This is a genomic window from Colwellia sp. MB3u-45, from assembly GCF_014077005.1.
Lineage (GTDB): Bacteria > Pseudomonadota > Gammaproteobacteria > Enterobacterales > Alteromonadaceae > Cognaticolwellia.
Map to the genome: position 1 here is coordinate 25,912 of NZ_JACGVC010000044.1, position 16,326 is coordinate 42,237.

At 39.9% G+C, this 16,326-nt stretch carries 14 protein-coding genes; 6 read left to right on the forward strand and 8 right to left on the reverse strand.

What is annotated here, in order from left to right:
- Positions 1 to 45 precede the first annotated feature (45 nt).
- The 3 genes from H4J41_RS05420 to uvrA form a co-directional block, all read right to left on the reverse strand.
- Positions 46 to 966 (reverse strand): fused MFS/spermidine synthase, encoded by a 921-nt coding sequence (locus tag H4J41_RS05420; protein ID WP_182135939.1) that lies wholly within the window; start codon positions 964 to 966, stop codon positions 46 to 48.
- Positions 959 to 1,636, reverse strand: a complete 678-nt coding sequence (locus H4J41_RS05425) for a fused MFS/spermidine synthase (RefSeq protein ID WP_259364492.1) — start codon at positions 1,634 to 1,636, stop codon at positions 959 to 961. Before H4J41_RS05425 ends, H4J41_RS05420 begins: the two co-directional genes overlap by 8 nt.
- 154 nt (positions 1,637 to 1,790) lie before the next feature.
- The gene (uvrA, locus tag H4J41_RS05430; RefSeq protein WP_182135938.1) at positions 1,791 to 4,664 is read right to left on the reverse strand and encodes an excinuclease ABC subunit UvrA; all 2,874 of its coding nucleotides are present in this window, start codon (positions 4,662 to 4,664) and stop codon (positions 1,791 to 1,793) included.
- Between the two features lie 372 nt (positions 4,665 to 5,036).
- On the opposite strand from uvrA, the gene H4J41_RS05435 reads away from it, so the two are divergent.
- Positions 5,037 to 6,401 carry an MFS transporter gene (locus tag H4J41_RS05435; RefSeq protein ID WP_182135937.1) on the forward strand — a complete coding sequence of 455 codons (1,365 nt, stop codon included), beginning with the start codon at positions 5,037 to 5,039 and terminating at the stop codon, positions 6,399 to 6,401.
- 56 nt (positions 6,402 to 6,457) lie between these two features.
- On the opposite strand, the gene H4J41_RS05440 is transcribed toward H4J41_RS05435, so the two are convergent.
- Positions 6,458 to 6,886, reverse strand: a complete 429-nt coding sequence (locus H4J41_RS05440) for a hypothetical protein (RefSeq protein WP_310649791.1) — start codon at positions 6,884 to 6,886, stop codon at positions 6,458 to 6,460.
- A 486-nt stretch (positions 6,887 to 7,372) separates the two neighbouring features.
- Here H4J41_RS05440 and H4J41_RS05445 point away from each other — a divergent pair, with 486 nt between their 5' ends.
- On the forward strand, positions 7,373 to 9,403 hold the full coding sequence (locus H4J41_RS05445) for an NADPH-dependent 2,4-dienoyl-CoA reductase (protein ID WP_182135936.1): 2,031 nt from the start codon (positions 7,373 to 7,375) through the stop codon (positions 9,401 to 9,403).
- A gap of 334 nt (positions 9,404 to 9,737) precedes the next feature.
- Positions 9,738 to 11,069, forward strand: coding sequence for a CDP-diacylglycerol--serine O-phosphatidyltransferase (gene pssA / locus H4J41_RS05450; protein ID WP_182135935.1), 1,332 nt, complete (start codon positions 9,738 to 9,740; stop codon positions 11,067 to 11,069).
- Positions 11,070 to 11,341: 272 nt separating this feature from the next.
- On the opposite strand, the gene H4J41_RS05455 is transcribed toward pssA, so the two are convergent.
- A complete protein-coding gene (locus H4J41_RS05455) occupies positions 11,342 to 12,040 on the reverse strand; it encodes a 2OG-Fe(II) oxygenase (protein WP_182135934.1) in 699 nt (232 codons plus the stop codon).
- A gap of 267 nt (positions 12,041 to 12,307) precedes the next feature.
- On the opposite strand from H4J41_RS05455, the gene H4J41_RS05460 reads away from it, so the two are divergent.
- Together H4J41_RS05460 and ssb are read left to right on the forward strand one after the other, a co-directional pair.
- Positions 12,308 to 12,700, forward strand: coding sequence for a thioesterase family protein (locus H4J41_RS05460; protein ID WP_182135933.1), 393 nt, complete (start codon positions 12,308 to 12,310; stop codon positions 12,698 to 12,700).
- Between the two features lie 387 nt (positions 12,701 to 13,087).
- Positions 13,088 to 13,765, forward strand: coding sequence for a single-stranded DNA-binding protein (ssb, locus tag H4J41_RS05465; protein ID WP_310649790.1), 678 nt, complete (start codon positions 13,088 to 13,090; stop codon positions 13,763 to 13,765).
- A 220-nt stretch (positions 13,766 to 13,985) separates the two neighbouring features.
- On the opposite strand, the gene H4J41_RS05470 is transcribed toward ssb, so the two are convergent.
- Entirely contained in the window at positions 13,986 to 14,423 is a 438-nt protein-coding gene (locus H4J41_RS05470; RefSeq protein ID WP_182135931.1) for a universal stress protein, read from the reverse strand.
- Positions 14,424 to 14,709: 286 nt separating this feature from the next.
- Here H4J41_RS05470 and H4J41_RS05475 point away from each other — a divergent pair, with 286 nt between their 5' ends.
- Positions 14,710 to 14,859: a hypothetical protein gene (locus H4J41_RS05475; RefSeq protein WP_182135930.1), complete on the forward strand. Its 150-nt coding sequence runs from the start codon at positions 14,710 to 14,712 to the stop codon at positions 14,857 to 14,859.
- On the opposite strand, the gene H4J41_RS05480 is transcribed toward H4J41_RS05475, so the two are convergent.
- Positions 14,849 to 15,790, reverse strand: a complete 942-nt coding sequence (locus tag H4J41_RS05480; RefSeq protein ID WP_310649789.1) for a TIGR01777 family oxidoreductase — start codon at positions 15,788 to 15,790, stop codon at positions 14,849 to 14,851. The two genes, H4J41_RS05475 and H4J41_RS05480, sit on opposite strands and share 11 nt — an antisense overlap.
- 187 nt (positions 15,791 to 15,977) lie before the next feature.
- Positions 15,978 to 16,169 carry a hypothetical protein gene (locus H4J41_RS05485; protein ID WP_182135929.1) on the reverse strand — a complete coding sequence of 64 codons (192 nt, stop codon included), beginning with the start codon at positions 16,167 to 16,169 and terminating at the stop codon, positions 15,978 to 15,980.
- Between the last annotated feature and the right edge of the window lie 157 nt (positions 16,170 to 16,326).

The window sequence follows — 16,326 nt, forward strand, 5'->3', positions numbered from 1 at the left end:
GCCGTATTATTTTAATATGCTGATGATCATCCTAGCGTTTTAGATTTAGTTTTTTAAATTTAATAAGTTTGCCGGCGAATACTGATCGGTCAATAGTGGCGATGCTGGCGGCCAATCTTGCGTCGTTGCTGTTGAGATCATTTTACGGCTAATTTTGGTGATATCGACATTAAATGGCGATAACTTTTCTTTTAACGCTTTAGCGCGCTGGGCGATAATATCAGCTTTAGGTAAAGCCTTAGCACTGGCTAATATAATGCGATTACTGTTGTTGTTATTTTTAACATTGAAAAAGTCGCCAAAAACGGCTTTATAAGTCGCTGATTCATAATTGTATAACTTACTCACCGAGAAGGTATTGGCCGCTACCACACCGTTATCGCTCAGTAAGCTTTTAACTTCTTGTAAGAATTCTTGGGTCATTAAATGTTCGGGTATGTAGTCACCGTTAAAGGCGTCGAGAATTATCCAATCGTATTGCTGTTTTTTTATCGCCGCACGTTTAACAAAAATACGCCCGTCTTGTGCCACCGCGGTAATATTTTTATTTTCAAAAAAGTCAAAATAGTTTCGTGCCACTTTAATGACTGCCGGATCTATTTCCACGTTAGTAATGTTCGCCTTCGGATAAATTTGGTGTAAGACATTTGACATTGTGCCGCCGCCTAAACCAATAATTAAAATAGCTTCAGGGTTAGGGTTAATTAATAAACTCGAAAATAACATTTTTGTATAGTTAAAAACTAAGCGTTGCGGATCGTCAACTAACATACAACTTTGTTGAGTTTTAGCACTTTTAACATTGAATTTTAAGCAGCGTAAACCGCTATCTTCTTCGACTAATATGTTGCGATATAACGAACGCTCACTGTGAATAGTTTTGCCCATTGCTTGTGTACTTAAAGCTGAACTAATCAGAGCGTTGCTGATGATGGCGATTAGGAGGCTAGTGACTAATTTATTCATCTGCAGATCCTTGCTGATTGCTAGTAGGGTTATTAAGGCTATTTTTAGACTGACTGACACGATGAAAGCTCATGGCGGTAATACCCAGCACAATAAGTGCGCTGCTAAACACCATAATAATATCGTTAACCTCAAACAGTAACACCAAGTAAAACGAGGTGATAATGGTGCCCAAAGCACTGCCGAGTGTTGAAACAAAGTAGAGAAAGCCAGCGACTTGGCCGCTTTTGTTTTTATCAGTCACTAACAAGCGCACCGAGTAAGGTGAAATCATACCCAATATCACGGTGGGCACAAAGAACAAGGCCATTGATGCTAATAATGAACCATAACGGGTATCTTCAATGGCAAGAAATATAGCTTCCATGATCCCTTGTGAAGAAAAGGCTACCGGTAAAATAGCGATCCCCGCACAGATGAAAATTAATCCGTAACGGTGTAAAGAAGCCGCTTTGGTCGATAACTTCCCACCGGCTAAATAGCCAAAAGATAAACTCAGCATAAATACTGTGATTATGCTGCCCCAAATATGAACACTACTGCCGAAAAATGGCGCTAAAATTCTGCCACCTAATAGTTCAATACCCATAATACAAAAGCCACTAGAGAAGGCCAGTAAATAAATCATCGGGTTTTGCCAGGCTATAGTATGGTTATTTTCATTTGTCATTTAGCTTACTACTTCAGTTATTAGCGCTGTTTTTGTCAGCTTACTCATTTATCTTAAACATAACGGCGTTGAGATACTAGGCACAAAAAAGGCTTGTGATAAAAAACAAGCCTTTAAGAAAAACATCACTATGGATTGATGTTGATGTGATGTTTTATTTAGCGCGTGCTTTTTTAGCTGCTCTTTCTTTAGCTTTTCTTTCTTTAGCGAGTAAGGGTTTTAAGAATCTCGCAGTATGAGAGCCTTTATGTTCAGCCACTTGCTCTGGTGTGCCTGTGACTAATATTTCACCACCACCTGAGCCTCCTTCTGGGCCTAAATCTATCACCCAATCTGCGGTTTTTATGACATCTAAATTATGCTCAATCACTACAATGGTATTGCCATGGTCACGTAAACGATGAATGACCTGCAATAACTGTTTAATATCGTGAAAATGCAAGCCAGTGGTGGGCTCATCTAAAATGTAAAGCGTTTTACCGGTATCGCGTTTTGATAACTCTTTCGACAATTTTACCCGTTGTGCTTCACCGCCCGAAAGTGTGGTGGCTGACTGACCCAGTTTTATATAAGTGAGGCCAACATCCATCAAGGTTTGTAACTTACGTTTTATGGCGGGAATGGGTGAGAAAAACTCACAAGCATCTTCAACGGTCATATCAAGCACTTCATGAATGCTTTTGCCTTTGTATTTTACTTCTAAGGTTTCACGGTTATAACGTTTACATTTACACACGTCACAGGGTACATAAACATCAGGTAAAAAATGCATTTCAACTTTAATTAAGCCGTCACCCTGACAAGCTTCACAGCGTCCACCTTTAACATTAAAGCTAAAGCGACCAGCTTTATAACCCCGTGATCGCGACTCTTGCGTGGCAGCAAAAATATCACGAATAGCGGTAAACATACCGGTGTAAGTGGCGGCATTAGAACGTGGGGTTCTGCCAATTGGGCTTTGGTCAATATCGATGACTTTATCGAGTAAATGTAAACCCATAATTTCTTTATGGGGTGCGGGTTCTTGTGTGGTTGCACCATTTAATTCAATATGAGCAAGTTTGTACAAGGTATCGTTAATCAGCGTTGATTTTCCTGAGCCTGAAACGCCAGTAACGCAAGTCATTAAGCCATTAGGAATAACTAAATCAACATTTTTTAAGTTATTACCTGTGGCGCCTTTAAGCTCAACAACATTATTTTTGTCAAAAGGCACTCTAATCTTAGGTGTTTCAATGCGCTCCTTACCTGATAAGTATCTACCGGTAAGTGAGTCTTCACATGCTAGAATATCATCCACATTGCCTTCAGCAATAATATGACCGCCATGAACACCAGCGCCAGGACCAATATCAATAACGTAGTCAGCGGCGCGAATCGCATCTTCATCATGCTCTACCACGATAACGGTATTGCCTAAATCACGTAAATGGATCAGGGTTTCTAATAAACGTTCATTATCACGTTGATGCAAACCAATCGATGGCTCATCTAAAACGTACATCACCCCGACTAAACCGGCACCTATTTGGCTCGCTAAACGAATGCGTTGCGCCTCACCACCAGATAAAGTGCCTGCGGCGCGTGACAAGTTAAGGTAATTTAAACCGACATTGACCAAAAAGCCTAAGCGGTCACAGACTTCTTTCAGAATTTTTTCAGCAATTTGTCCTTTTTGCCCCGTTAACTCCAGATTCTGGAAAAACGCCAAGGCATCGGCAATGGCATATTCAGCCACCTCAGTTAATGGGGTATTACCCACAAAAACATTACGCGCTTCTAAGCGTAGTCGACTACCGTTACAGTCTGGGCAACTTTGGCTATTAAGATATTTAGCTAACTCTTCACGTACCGCGTTAGATTCTGTTTCACGGTAGCGGCGATCCATATTATTTAAAATACCTTCAAACGGATGTTTGCGAATCACAATGTCACCACGGTCATTCATGTATTTAAATTCAATTTTTTGTTTGCCGCTGCCGGTTAAAATCACTTGTTGAGTTTTTTCATCCAACTCATTAAACGCTAAGTCTAAAGGAAATTGATAATGATCAGCTAATGCTTGCAACATTTGATAATAATAGAAATTACGCTTATCCCAACCACGAATAGCGCCACCGGCTAAGCTTAACGCGGGATTGGCAATAACACGACTTTGGTCAAAAAATTGCTGATTACCTAAGCCATCACAGGTTTGACATGCGCCTGCGGGGTTGTTGAAAGAGAACAAACGTGGTTCTAATTCTTGCATGCTATAGCCACATTTTGCGCAGGCAAAATTAGCTGAAAACACTAACTCCTCTCTTTTGGGGTCATCCATAAAGCCAATTTTCACCGTACCTGAGGTCAGTGAAAGCGCGGTTTCAAAAGATTCAGCAAGGCGTAATTGAATATCTTCACGCACTTTAAGACGGTCAACGACCACCTCAATAGTATGTTTTTTCTGTAGCTCTAAGGTCGGTGGATCGGATAAATCACAAATTTCGCCATCTATTCGAGCACGAATATAGCCTTGTGCGGCCAGATTATCGAGTAACTTAACATGCTCACCTTTACGGTCTTGTAGCACAGGTGCTAACACCATGACCTTAGTGCCTTCTTCAAGCGCTAATACCCGATCAACCATTTGTGAAATGGTTTGTGCCGCTAGTGGTTGGTGATGTGTTGGGCAACGAGGTTCACCAACACGAGCATAAAGCAGGCGTAAATAATCATATATTTCGGTGATAGTGCCGACTGTTGAACGCGGATTGTGCGAAGTCGACTTTTGCTCAATTGAAATGGCCGGAGATAAACCTTCAATGTGATCGACATCAGGCTTTTCCATTAAGGATAAAAATTGGCGCGCATAAGCAGAAAGTGATTCTACATAACGTCTTTGTCCTTCAGCGTACAAGGTATCAAAGGCTAAGGAAGACTTGCCTGAGCCGGAAAGACCGGTGATAACAATTAATTTGTCGCGAGGAATATCTACATTAATATTTTTCAAGTTATGAGTGCGAGCACCCCTGACTTCAATTTTTTTCATAATGATATGGTGACCAGTTTAACGCCCGAGGCTTGTTGTACGAAATACCTGTATGCAAAGATCAGACTGATTGTAAATTACCTTAGGTTCTAGCAAGATTTAAATAATGATTAACAACAAAATACGACCCGAGTAAGGCTGTTTTTACAGTAAATTATCCTAAAGCTTGTTTTACCTGAACATAAAGTTAGAATCGCATATTATTGCACAGTTTTTTAATCCAAATTCAGCTAAAATCTCTGTTTTTGTTCATTCAAAACCCGTGTTAAGATGTGTGCGTTTATATATACCCGTTCCACTTCAAGATGCAGATTTGAGCAAGTCGAGAAAGGGTATAGCTATAGCCCCTATAAATTAAGAGTTAACACCTTCATGAGTGCATCTGGTTTAAATAGTATTGAGAAGAAGGCCGCCATATCGTTAGCATCGGTATTCGGCTTACGAATGCTTGGCTTGTTTATGATCTTGCCTGTGTTTGCCATTTATGGTGAAGAACTTATTGGCTATAGCCCTATTTGGCTTGGCTTAGCGATTGGTGCCTATGGATTAACGCAGGCATTGTTACAAATTCCTATGGGGATTTTATCGGATAAATTTGGTCGAAAACCCGTTATTTTAGTAGGATTGTTGATATTTCTTCTCGGTAGTATTGTCGCGGCGATGTCAGAAACTATTTATGGTGTGGTACTAGGTCGTGCATTGCAAGGTATGGGTGCGATAGCCAGTGCGATATTGGCCTTAGCGGCAGACTTAAGTCGTGAAGAACAACGACCAAAAGTCATGGCGACCATAGGTATGTTTATTGGACTTTCATTTACTATTGCTATGATTATTGGCCCAATAGTCGCGCAAGCGTTTGGTTTGAGTGGCTTGTTCTGGTTTATTGCGATATTAACCCTATTTGCCATGCTAACGATTCAATTTATTGTCCCTAATTCAATTAATACCGCCCCTAAAGGTGACAATGTTGCACTGCCCTCAAAACTTGGTCGCTTGATTCGTGACGGGCAATTGTCACGTTTAAATTGGGGGGTATTTATTTTACATATGGCTTTAACCGCGTGTTTTGTCACTCTACCAAAGCAATTTGTTGAGAATGGTTTAGCGCTTGAACAACATTGGCAGCTTTATTTACCGACCTTAATTGGCTCGTTTTTTCTGATGGTGCCCTTTATGATCATCGGATTGAAAAAACAAAAAGAGACGCAAATGTTTAGCGCCGCAGTGGCCTTGCTAGCGATAGCCTTATTATTACTCTGGTATTTGCCCACTAGTTTGACGACATTAATTGTCTTGGTCATGATGTTTTTTACCGCCTTTAATTACTTAGAAGCGACCATGCCATCAATATTGTCGCGCATTGCACCTGCCGGCGTAAAAGGCAGTGTGATGGGCATTTATTCTAGTAGCCAGTTTTTAGGCGCTTTTGCTGGCGGTATTCTTGGCGGCTTTATTGCTGGCGAATTTGGTGAGCAAACGATATTTTTAGTCACAGGTTTATTTGCGCTGGTTTGGTTGCTATTAAGTTTGGGCATGAAGCCGTTGAAAAAATCTAAGGCTTATAGTTTTGCAACCAATATTATTAGTGATGAAAAAGCGCGTGACATAGCACAACAACTCAGTGAAATGCCTGGCGTAATTGAAATTACTATCATGCATGACGAGGCGGTGGCTTATTTGAAAGTGGATGATAAAACTGCTGATCTTGCTGGTATCAAAGCACTGCTCAATCCATAGTGAGTGTGTACTTTTATTATTAATCTCCGAGGTTATTAAGCCAAGCTCAAGGGCTTTTAATTTACCATGGTGATGAAATCAGCGATATTTTTTCCGGCTATTTGTATACTGATTTCATCATCAAGCACTTTTCCCATCATGGCAGCGCCTATAGGCGACTGTGGCGTAATAACCACGATATTAATGGTATTACTCTGCACAGCTAACTTGCAGCGATAACCACCAGCCGCGGGCGCAAGAAAAAACCACTGTTGTTTATCAATATCTTTTTCCAACTGCACCACTGAGCCAATGTTTATTTCTGGTTTTTTCTGTAATGCGACCAGAGGAATACTTTGCAAGCGTTTAATGGCATAGCGAATCTCGTCCACACGTCTTGACTGGCCTTCGGCTAGGTAACTTTGCTCTATTGCCAAGGTGTCATATTGTGTTTCTGCGACTGACTGATCGTCGGTCGCCGCCTTATGGGCATTATTTGCTGCCACTAATGCCAAGACTAATTCCTGTTGCAGTTGCTCAGTGATTTGACCAATGATGCTATTTTTGTCGATGTTAATAATACCCCTCCTTATGAGCTACAGCCCAGCATAGCAATTTTTACGGCACAGCATACTCAGTTTATATCGAAAGTAAACGGGCACTTTTTACGACCGTGAATTCAGCCAGTAACCATCCCTATCTGACAGGTGTCAAAATAAAGCTTGAGTTTTGCCTTAGTAGCAGATATTTTAGACACTGGCTGGTTCGAGTAAAAAACATGAACTAGCTTTAAATATAATACCCATCGAAATAAGTCAGTGACAATAGCTAACGTGTGTGATTAAAAGCAGATGTTTATTGTTGCAGACTAAACATAAGTACCTGCATCCATGTAGACAAAGCAGGTATGGATTATTCAGGCCACCTCAGAATGATCGATACTTTATTTCAATGGCTATAAATTAACATGACAACCACAAAAGTGACTTACTATGAATAATAATGCTGCCTTTCCACACTTATTAGCGCCATTAGATTTAGGCTTTACCTCCTTAGCTAACCGAACATTAATGGGCTCAATGCATACTGGCCTTGAAGAAGAAAAGGGCGGTTTTGATAAACTCGCAGCATTTTATCAAGCACGCGCAAAAGGCGGTGTTGGCTTGATTGTTACCGGTGGCATTAGTCCTAACACTCGAGGTCGCTTAACCCCTTTTGGTTGTGAGTTAAGTAGATTTTGGCACGTGGGTAAACACAAAAAAATTACCACAGCTGTGCATAAATACCCAACAAAAATTTGTTTGCAGTTATTACATGCCGGCAGATATTCATATCACCCGTTTAGTGTTTCAGCCAGTAAAGTAAAGTCGCCGATTAACCCCTTCACCCCAAAAGCTATGTCAGTACGCCAAATCAAAGGCACGATTAAAGACTTCGCTTATTCGGCAAAACTCGCAAAAAGAGCGGGCTATGACGGTGTTGAAATTATGGGTTCTGAAGGCTACCTGATTAATCAATTTAGCTGTGTAAAAGTCAATAAACGCACCGATGAATGGGGTGGCAGCATTGAAAACAGAATGCGTTTAGCGATTGAAACTATTCGTGCGGTGCGAGCAAGCGCTGGCGATGATTTCATTATTATATTTCGTTTATCTATGCTCGACTTAGTTGATGGCGGCAATAGTTGGCAAGATGTTGTTACTATGGCTAAAGCGGTTGAGGCAGCAGGCGCGACTTTAATTAATACGGGTATTGGTTGGCACGAAGCACGTGTTCCTACTATTACAACCTCAGTGCCACGCGCCGCATTTACTTGGATCACCGAGCGAATGAAAAAAGAGATCAAGGTGCCTTTAATTACCACAAATCGTATTAATACTCCTGAAGTGGCAGAAAAAATATTGTCGACAGGCCAAGCCGATATGGTGTCAATGGCGCGACCATTTTTAGCCGACGAAAATTTTGTTGCTAAAGCCGCGGCCAATAAAAGTGATGAAATTAATACCTGCATTGGTTGTAACCAAGCGTGTTTAGACCACGTGTTTAATCAGCAACGTGCGTCATGTCTGGTCAACCCAACAGCCTGTTATGAAACTGAATTGACCTTTGAAAAAACTACCGCCAAGAAAAAGATTGCCGTGGTTGGCTCAGGGCCTGCAGGTTTAGCATTTAGTGTTTATGCCGCTCAACGTGGTCACAGTGTAGAGATATTTGATCGGGGCAGTGAAATTGGTGGCCAGTTTAACTACGCTAAGCAAATACCAGGTAAAGAAGAGTTTTTTGAAACCTTACGTTATTTTAACAAGCAAATTGAGCTGTTAGGCATTGGCTTACATTTAAATCAAGAACAAAGTGCAGAACAGTTAATCGCGGCCGGCTTTGACGAAATAGTGCTAGCAACAGGCATTGTGCCCAGAGCGCTTGACATTAAAGGCATTGAACATGAGAAAGTTAAATCTTATATTCAAGTATTACGCGATAAAGAACCGATAGGTAAGCGTGTTGCCATTATTGGCGCCGGGGGTATTGGGTTTGATGTCGCTGAATTTTTAGTCGAAGAAGAGTCGTTAACGACAAACCCTGACAAATGGTTAAAAAGCTGGGGTATCGATAAAGAGTATCAAGAAAATGGTGGCTTATCCGGCAAACCTGTTCAAGAAACCCCTGCTCGTGAAGTTTATTTACTTCAACGTAAAACCAGTAAAGTGGGCGGCGGTTTAGGTAAAACTTCCGGTTGGATCCATCGCTCTACTTTGAAAAAAAATGGCGTGAAAATGTTAGCGGGCGTTACTTATCAAGAGATCAATGATGAAGGTTTAGTTATTTCTGTTGATGGTGAACAGCAAACGCTAACAGTAGACCATATCATTATTTGTGCAGGGCAAGAATCTGAACGTGGTCTTTACCAAGAGTTGCAAGCACAAGGCGTCACGGCACATTTAATTGGTGGTGCTAAGATTGCGGCTGAACTTGATGCAAAACAGGCCATTAGACAAGCAGCAGAATTGGCCGCTAAAATCTAATCAAACGGTTTTTAAAACGGTTTTTAAAACGGCTGATGACTCTGCTACACAGGCTATCGCTCAGTTTATAAAATAAAATATAGCCTGGCTCTATGTTCACAACCTACTTCTTGTTAGTGTGGTTGTGAACATTAAACCTGCTCGATATTGCTGTAAATATCGACAATTTATCACCATCAAGTCAACGTGTTGCACATACAGGCATTAATATGTTTCAACTCGTAGAGGATCTTGCGGTACAATCAGGCTAGTTTACTTTGAAAATAATACTTAGATTGAATGAATCATAATAAAACACTTAATTTAGCTACTACTCAAGCGGGCAACCGCTAATATGGTTATCGTTAATTCTAACGTTGGGATCGCTAATACCGATATAGATATTGCCCATTGCGCTGCTGATTTTAAGCAAATGCTCTTGGCTGAAATTGTTCAAGCAAAGTCACGTATTTATATTTCTGCGCTTTATATTCAAGACGATGCAGCAGGCAGAGAAGTGCTGGCCGCTTTATATCAAGCAAAACAGCAGACCCCAACATTAGATATTTGTTTGTTTGTTGATTTTCATCGCGCACAACGTGGTTTGATCGGTGAAAAAGAGTCTGGTGGTAATCGTGACCTCTATTTAGCACTTGAACAGCAACATCAAGTATCGATTAATATTTACGGTGTGCCGGTTAAACGTAAGGAATTACTTGGCGTTTTACATTTAAAAGGCATGGTGATCGATAACGTGCTGCTGTACACCGGAGCGAGTATTAATGATGTGTACTTACAACAAGCGGGGCGTTATCGTCTCGACCGCTATTATCGCTTAGACAGCCAAGCGCTAGCGGATAATTTTTGCCAGTACCTGCAAGATTACTTTATTGACTCAAGTTTGGCACCACGATTAAACCACGGCGAGTTGCCAGACAGCAAAATAGTAAAACGCAATATTCTTCGTTTAACTCGATTATTAAAGTCATCAACATATCGTCCATTTAGTGCCGATCAACGCGACTATAAAGCTGATGATATTCAAACGTCTATGTTTGTTGGTTGCGGTCGCAGAGGCAATCAACTTAATCGTGTTATTAGAGACTTAGTACGCAGCAGTCGCGATACTTTAGTTATTTTCACCCCTTATTTTAATTTACCTAAACCTTTATTAAGAGATTTAGATGCCGCACTAAAGCGTGGTGTTAAAATCAGCTTTATTGTGGGTGATAAAAAAGCCAATGATTTTTATAATGCCGATGAAGCCACCTTCTCCACGGTTGAGGTTGTGCCTTATATTTATGAACGTTTATTAGCGACTTTCTTGTCACGACGTCAAAAATATTTGGATAATGGCACGTTATCGCTAAGGTTATGGCAGCATGACAATAACAGTTTTCATTTGAAGGGCTTAGTGGTTGATGAACGCTATCACTTGTTAACCGGCAGTAACCTAAACCCAAGAGCCTGGGCGTTAGATTTAGAAAATGCTATTTTGCTTGATGATGAAAAAGGTCAATTATTAGATAAATTTACTGCAGAATTTCAACGTATTAGCCAACACACAAAAAAAATAGATAAACCAAGCGACATCGAGAGTGTACAAAGTTATCCAGATAAACCTCGTAAGCTGCTGAAAAAATTACGTATGACACAAATAGATCGCTTACTCAAACGCTTTCTTTAGTGGTGAATGTTGAGTTTTGTTAACAATTTCACTCAGTAACTAAAAAGCATAATGACCACATTATGCTTTTTTATTATTTGAAGCTAAGTGGCATTGATAATGCTGACTTTAGCGCAAGTGACTAAGAGGCTAATAAAGGCTGAAATTGAGCAAGCTGATATCATTTATCGTTAAGGGCGTAGAGCTTTAATTGCTGACTTACACTAAGTCCCGCAATGACTTTTTTCTGACAAAGCCGTTAAGATACAAGCCTAATGGCGGGTGTTTTTTTGCTAACTTGGGGTATAAATCTGTTTGGCTGGATTAAAACTCACCCAAGAGGTTAAGACGTATTTATTCGATGAAATAGGAATGTTGCCTCGATGAGTATGAGTAAAACCGCATGGCGCAATAACCATACTACCGGCTTTAGGCTTAATGCTTTTATTTTGGTAATAAAAGTCAGTTTCACCACCTTCCTCAACATCATTTAAATAAATTAAAAACAGTAATACCCTATGCAGCGCTTTGTTCTCACCGGGTTGTGGAAATATTTCTGAGTGCCAATAGCCATAATTACCCTTACCTTGTTCATAACGTTGGGCGTTAACCGGGGCTAAGTGAAACAAATACTTTATCAAGTTAAATAAGTTAGGTTTGCCCACTTCTTCAAAGTTATCAACAGTCAATACTACGGCCTGCTTGGTTTTAGGATGCTGTACTGTTAGCGATATACCGCCAATTAAACTAAAAAAATATTTGCCAATATAATCGGTAATTTGTTCGCTACAGGCCTGTAAAATTGTTTGCAATGCCGGTTGAAACTCTGCATGTTGACCGAGATAAATATCGTGGCTGAGCTTTTTAGTGGTATCAACGCCGTTACCCGTTCTGCCGGGCACTTGGTGTGGGCTATTGTCAAAATCGAGGATGAATTTTTTACAAAACTCGGGACTGAGTGCGTTAGGGTATACTTCAATAAAGTCTGTCATGGCTATTTTCTTATTACTCATCTGGCTTTAGCATACAACAAACTAGCGCTAATTTAATTACCTTGCTGAAAAATCTCTGTAGTATGTGTCGCAATGTTCATTTACTAAGCCTTGTTTTTCAATTGGTTTTTCAATTGGTTTTTCAATTGGTATTAGGCTTAATGAAATGACAATCACCCAATACCGAGCTATCGATCTACTCAAGTGTTGATAGCAGCAATTAAAATAGTTAATTATTTATATAATAAAGCGATGTAGAGAGTCATTATGATTAAAGAATGTATAAGACCAAGATTTTGTGAAACGGATGGGCTAGGTCACATTAATAATACCGTGGTTGCACAATGGTTTGAGGGCGCACGCGATCCAGTTTTTAAATGGTTCTCACCTGATTTAAACCTAACAGATTGGAAATTAATTTTAGCTAAAACGACGGTTGAATTTCATGCTGAGCTGCAATATGGCACTGATGTCGAATTAAAAACCTATATTAGCCGCATTGGCAATAGCTCGTTTGACGTCTATCAAGAAGCTTGGCAGCAAGATAAAAAATGTGCATCAGGTACTGCTGTAATGGTGCATTTTGACCATAAAACTAAAAAATCCCAAAAGATATTAGCACCAACAATTAGTATTATGAATGAGCATTTCATTGAATAATTAGCGTTATCAATTACTTTTATATCGGTCTTTATTTTAATTAACCTCAGTTAGATTTTCATAAAAACACCCTGAGTTAAGAGCAAGCAAAGTAAAATTGCGCTCAGTTAGTGCGGTTACGTGAATTTTTACGATGAAAATCAAAGTGCTTGAAAAACTTTATCTGAGACCAGTTTACTAGCGAAAAACCGTTATATTCTGGTGGGTCGTTATTAGGGTATTAGCAATAAAGTATTTCACAAAAATAGTGCAAACCTAGCGTAATTTTTTACTCGTAGTGTTAGAATCTAGGTATTGTTATTAAAAATAAATATTCTGAGCGAGTTGACGTTTGGAAAGTACTAAATTAGTAAAGTAATACTTTACTGCAAATATAGGATTTTGTTCATGGCTGGTGTCAATAAAGTAATAATTTTAGGTAACTTAGGGAAAGACCCTGAAGTGCGTCATATGCCTAATGGTGGAGGGGTTGCTAACCTTACTATTGCAACTTCTGAAACTTGGAAAGACAAGCAAACGGGTGAACAAAAAGAAAAAACTGAATGGCACCGTGTGGTGATGTTTGGCAAACTAGCTGAAATTGCTGGTGAATATTTAAAGAAAGGTTCTAAAGTTTATATTGAAGGCGCTTTGCAAACACGTAAGTGGCAAAACCAACAAGGCCAAGACCAATACACGACTGAAATTGTTGTTCAAGGCTTTAACGGTACGCTGCAAATGTTAGATTCTCGTGGCGGTAGCGGAGCCAGTGCAGGCGGTTTTAACCAGCAAGCTCCTCAACAATCAGGTGGCTTTCAACAGCAACAACCACAACAACAAAGTGGTGGTTTTAACCAGCAAGCTGCACCTCAGCAAGCTTATAATAAACCTGCACAGCAAAGTGGTGGCTTTCAACAGCAACCAGCTCAGCAATCATCTTCACAACAGTCCGGTGGCTTCCAACAACAGTCTGCACCGCAACATTCTGGTGGTTTTCAGCAGCAACAAGGTGGCTCTCAACAGAATGCACCTAAAGTGAATCCACAAGAACCAACTATTGATTTTGATGATGACATCCCGTTCTAGCACATAGTTAATTAATAACTAGCTTCTGAGAAAACAGTTGTTATAGGGTAAATAATATAAAAAAGGTGAGCATCTGCTCACCTTTTTCCGTTTTAAAACCAAAGTGTTATATAAAAATTACTGTTTAACACCCATTTGACTAATTAAGTGTGCTGCTTTTTTATTTTAAGCATTAAAAATGAGCAGATAATTAATCAACTTGGTATAACTCACTCATTGACTATGGCACTAGCACAATGGGAATGCCGACATGATGAGCTAATTTATTAGCCACACTGCCAAGTAATATGTCAACAATCTGAGATCGTCCTTGGCGGCCGACAAAGATCATATTCGCGTGTAATGCTTTAATTTGCTCTTTTATCACGGTGGCAGGATCACCCCAAATAAGATCTGTGGTGATCTCTACGTTTACATTGTGGTATTTTTCAACTAATGGCGCTAACACTTTAGCTCTGGTATCGTTTTCTTCAGCTGTTTGATCTACTATGATTGGCGAGGTACCTTCAAGTAGCACAGGTTGTAAATATGACCAATCTTTTACCATTAATAACATTACCTTGGCACCAGTTTTACTGGCTAAATCAATGGCTCGCTCAACGGCTCGTAAACTCCACTGACTGCCATCGACGGCAACAAGGTATAAAGGTTTTTTCATTTTATTCTCCTGAAAGTAATCCCCGCGTATGCCACCACTTTTGATATTTCAGTTTTATACCAAAGGCTATGGGTTAAGCCCGGTTCCATTAAGTTATTGGTTATCACGATAGTAAAAATGTGCTGTTCGTTCAAGTTGAACTCGCAAGCTTTTTGATACAAATCAATATATTGATCAATTAATTAATCTGTTTGGTGTTAGTGAGTGTTGTTTAAAATCAGGTTGGCAAAGTGGTGGGCATCAGCATAAATAACGCCACACTCAGAGTGACTAAGTACTTGCAGCCATGGCATTACCGTCAGCACTTTCGCGATTAAAAACCTCACCAGTGAAAGTGCTTTCGGCAAAATTTCACTGGCGACAATATCAAGGCACTTACTGTGTGGAAAAATTTTCTTTTGAGCTACAACCCAGTTTAGGTCGCTTTATGGCTTAACTAAGAGTTGTTTTAGTGCTACCTCTAATGAAGGGTATTGAAACTTAAAGTTATTATTGAGTAGCTTGCTCGGTAAAACGTTTTGGCCATATAGGACTAAATCTGCTGACTCGCCCATTAATGCACGTAATACAAAAGCTGGAACTCTGAACAGACACGGGCGTTTGAGTACGGCACTTAAGGTTTCTGAAAATTCTTGATTACTGACTGGCATAGGCGCTGTAGCATTGATAATACCCGTGAGTGAAGTTTGGTAGACTGCCGCTAACAAAACAGCAACCATGTCATCAATATGTATCCATGACATAAATTGCTCACCGCTAGCAATAGGTCCACCAAGGCCAAATTTGAATGGCAGTAACATTTTTTGCAACGCACCACCGTTTTCAGCCAAGACAATACCGGTTCTTATAATGCAAACGCGGGTTTTATCTGACGCGGCAGTTTGCGCTATTGCTTCCCACTTTTGGCAAACCTTGTGACTAAACTCATCGTGTATCTCTTGGTAGCTCTCATCTATCGCTAATGCGCCTTGGCGGCCATAAAAGCCGATAGCACTGCCGGAAATTAAACTATGTGGCGGATTAGTCGCTGCTTGTATTTTTTCAACTAGCTTTTGGGTTATTTTCCAGCGACTTTGGCAAATAGTATTTTTTTGTGCCTTTGACCATCTTTTGTCAACAATGGCTTCACCGGCTAAATTAATAACCACATCAAGTTCATTAAAGTCAATATCGCCAAGTGTACTGATAAATTCAATATTATCAGGCAGTATGTTAGCGGTTTTTGCAGGATTACGGGTTAAAACAATAATGCGTTCGGCATTCAGGTGCTGGATCAGTGCTCGACCTATTAGGCCGCTACCTCCGGTAATAAGAATATTCATCATTGTTCCTTGAGTTAACGCTTGTCTAAATAAGTTATTTTCCATTTAGACATATTAGTTTTATATATTAGTTTTATATAATAGTTATACCGCAAAATTTAGTTTATGGATCACTGTATAAGGATATAAGGTAGCAATAAACTATAGCAGCACAGTGTGTTAGCAATGTAACACAGGTAATAAAAAAAGCTCCCACAGGAGCTAATTTTTCATCAGGCAAGTAAAGAAAAATTTAGTAGTAGAGGTCTTCTTTGTTGTGCGCTTGAGGATCTTCAATAATCTCTTCAAAGCCAACGGCAAAACTGTCGTTGTGATCGGTATTTGCCATATAAATAGTACGGGTTGAACCATCAATCCAAGTCACCGTGCCACTACCTTTTTTACTACCGCATTTCATACCAATATGTATGTCTGTAAATTCCACTGTCTTTTCTCCTCGTTTGTTGTCGAACATCGAATCGAACTGTGCATTCGATTAAGCAAACGCTACAATTTAATTAGAGCATACACCGCTAGAATAGTTCAAATATTACGCGATTAACGTGCTTTTTTTTCGACAGTAGGGAGTTATTATAAAGGGA

Bases quoted from the DNA above. Each gene is read 5' to 3' on its own strand.
- H4J41_RS05420 (WP_182135939.1), bottom strand. From the start codon at position 966: ATGAATAAATTAGTCACTAGCCTCCTAATCGCCATCATCAGCAACGCT.
- H4J41_RS05425 (WP_259364492.1), bottom strand. From the start codon at position 1,636: ATGACAAATGAAAATAACCATACTATAGCCTGGCAAAACCCGATGATT.
- uvrA (WP_182135938.1), bottom strand. From the start codon at position 4,664: ATGAAAAAAATTGAAGTCAGGGGTGCTCGCACTCATAACTTGAAAAAT.
- H4J41_RS05435 (WP_182135937.1), top strand. From the start codon at position 5,037: ATGAGTGCATCTGGTTTAAATAGTATTGAGAAGAAGGCCGCCATATCG.
- H4J41_RS05445 (WP_182135936.1), top strand. From the start codon at position 7,373: ATGAATAATAATGCTGCCTTTCCACACTTATTAGCGCCATTAGATTTA.
- pssA (WP_182135935.1), top strand. From the start codon at position 9,738: ATGGTTATCGTTAATTCTAACGTTGGGATCGCTAATACCGATATAGAT.
- H4J41_RS05455 (WP_182135934.1), bottom strand. From the start codon at position 12,040: ATGACAGACTTTATTGAAGTATACCCTAACGCACTCAGTCCCGAGTTT.
- H4J41_RS05460 (WP_182135933.1), top strand. From the start codon at position 12,308: ATGATTAAAGAATGTATAAGACCAAGATTTTGTGAAACGGATGGGCTA.
- ssb (WP_310649790.1), top strand. From the start codon at position 13,088: ATGGCTGGTGTCAATAAAGTAATAATTTTAGGTAACTTAGGGAAAGAC.
- H4J41_RS05470 (WP_182135931.1), bottom strand. From the start codon at position 14,423: ATGAAAAAACCTTTATACCTTGTTGCCGTCGATGGCAGTCAGTGGAGT.
- H4J41_RS05475 (WP_182135930.1), top strand. From the start codon at position 14,710: ATGGCATTACCGTCAGCACTTTCGCGATTAAAAACCTCACCAGTGAAA.
- H4J41_RS05480 (WP_310649789.1), bottom strand. From the start codon at position 15,790: ATGGAAAATAACTTATTTAGACAAGCGTTAACTCAAGGAACAATGATG.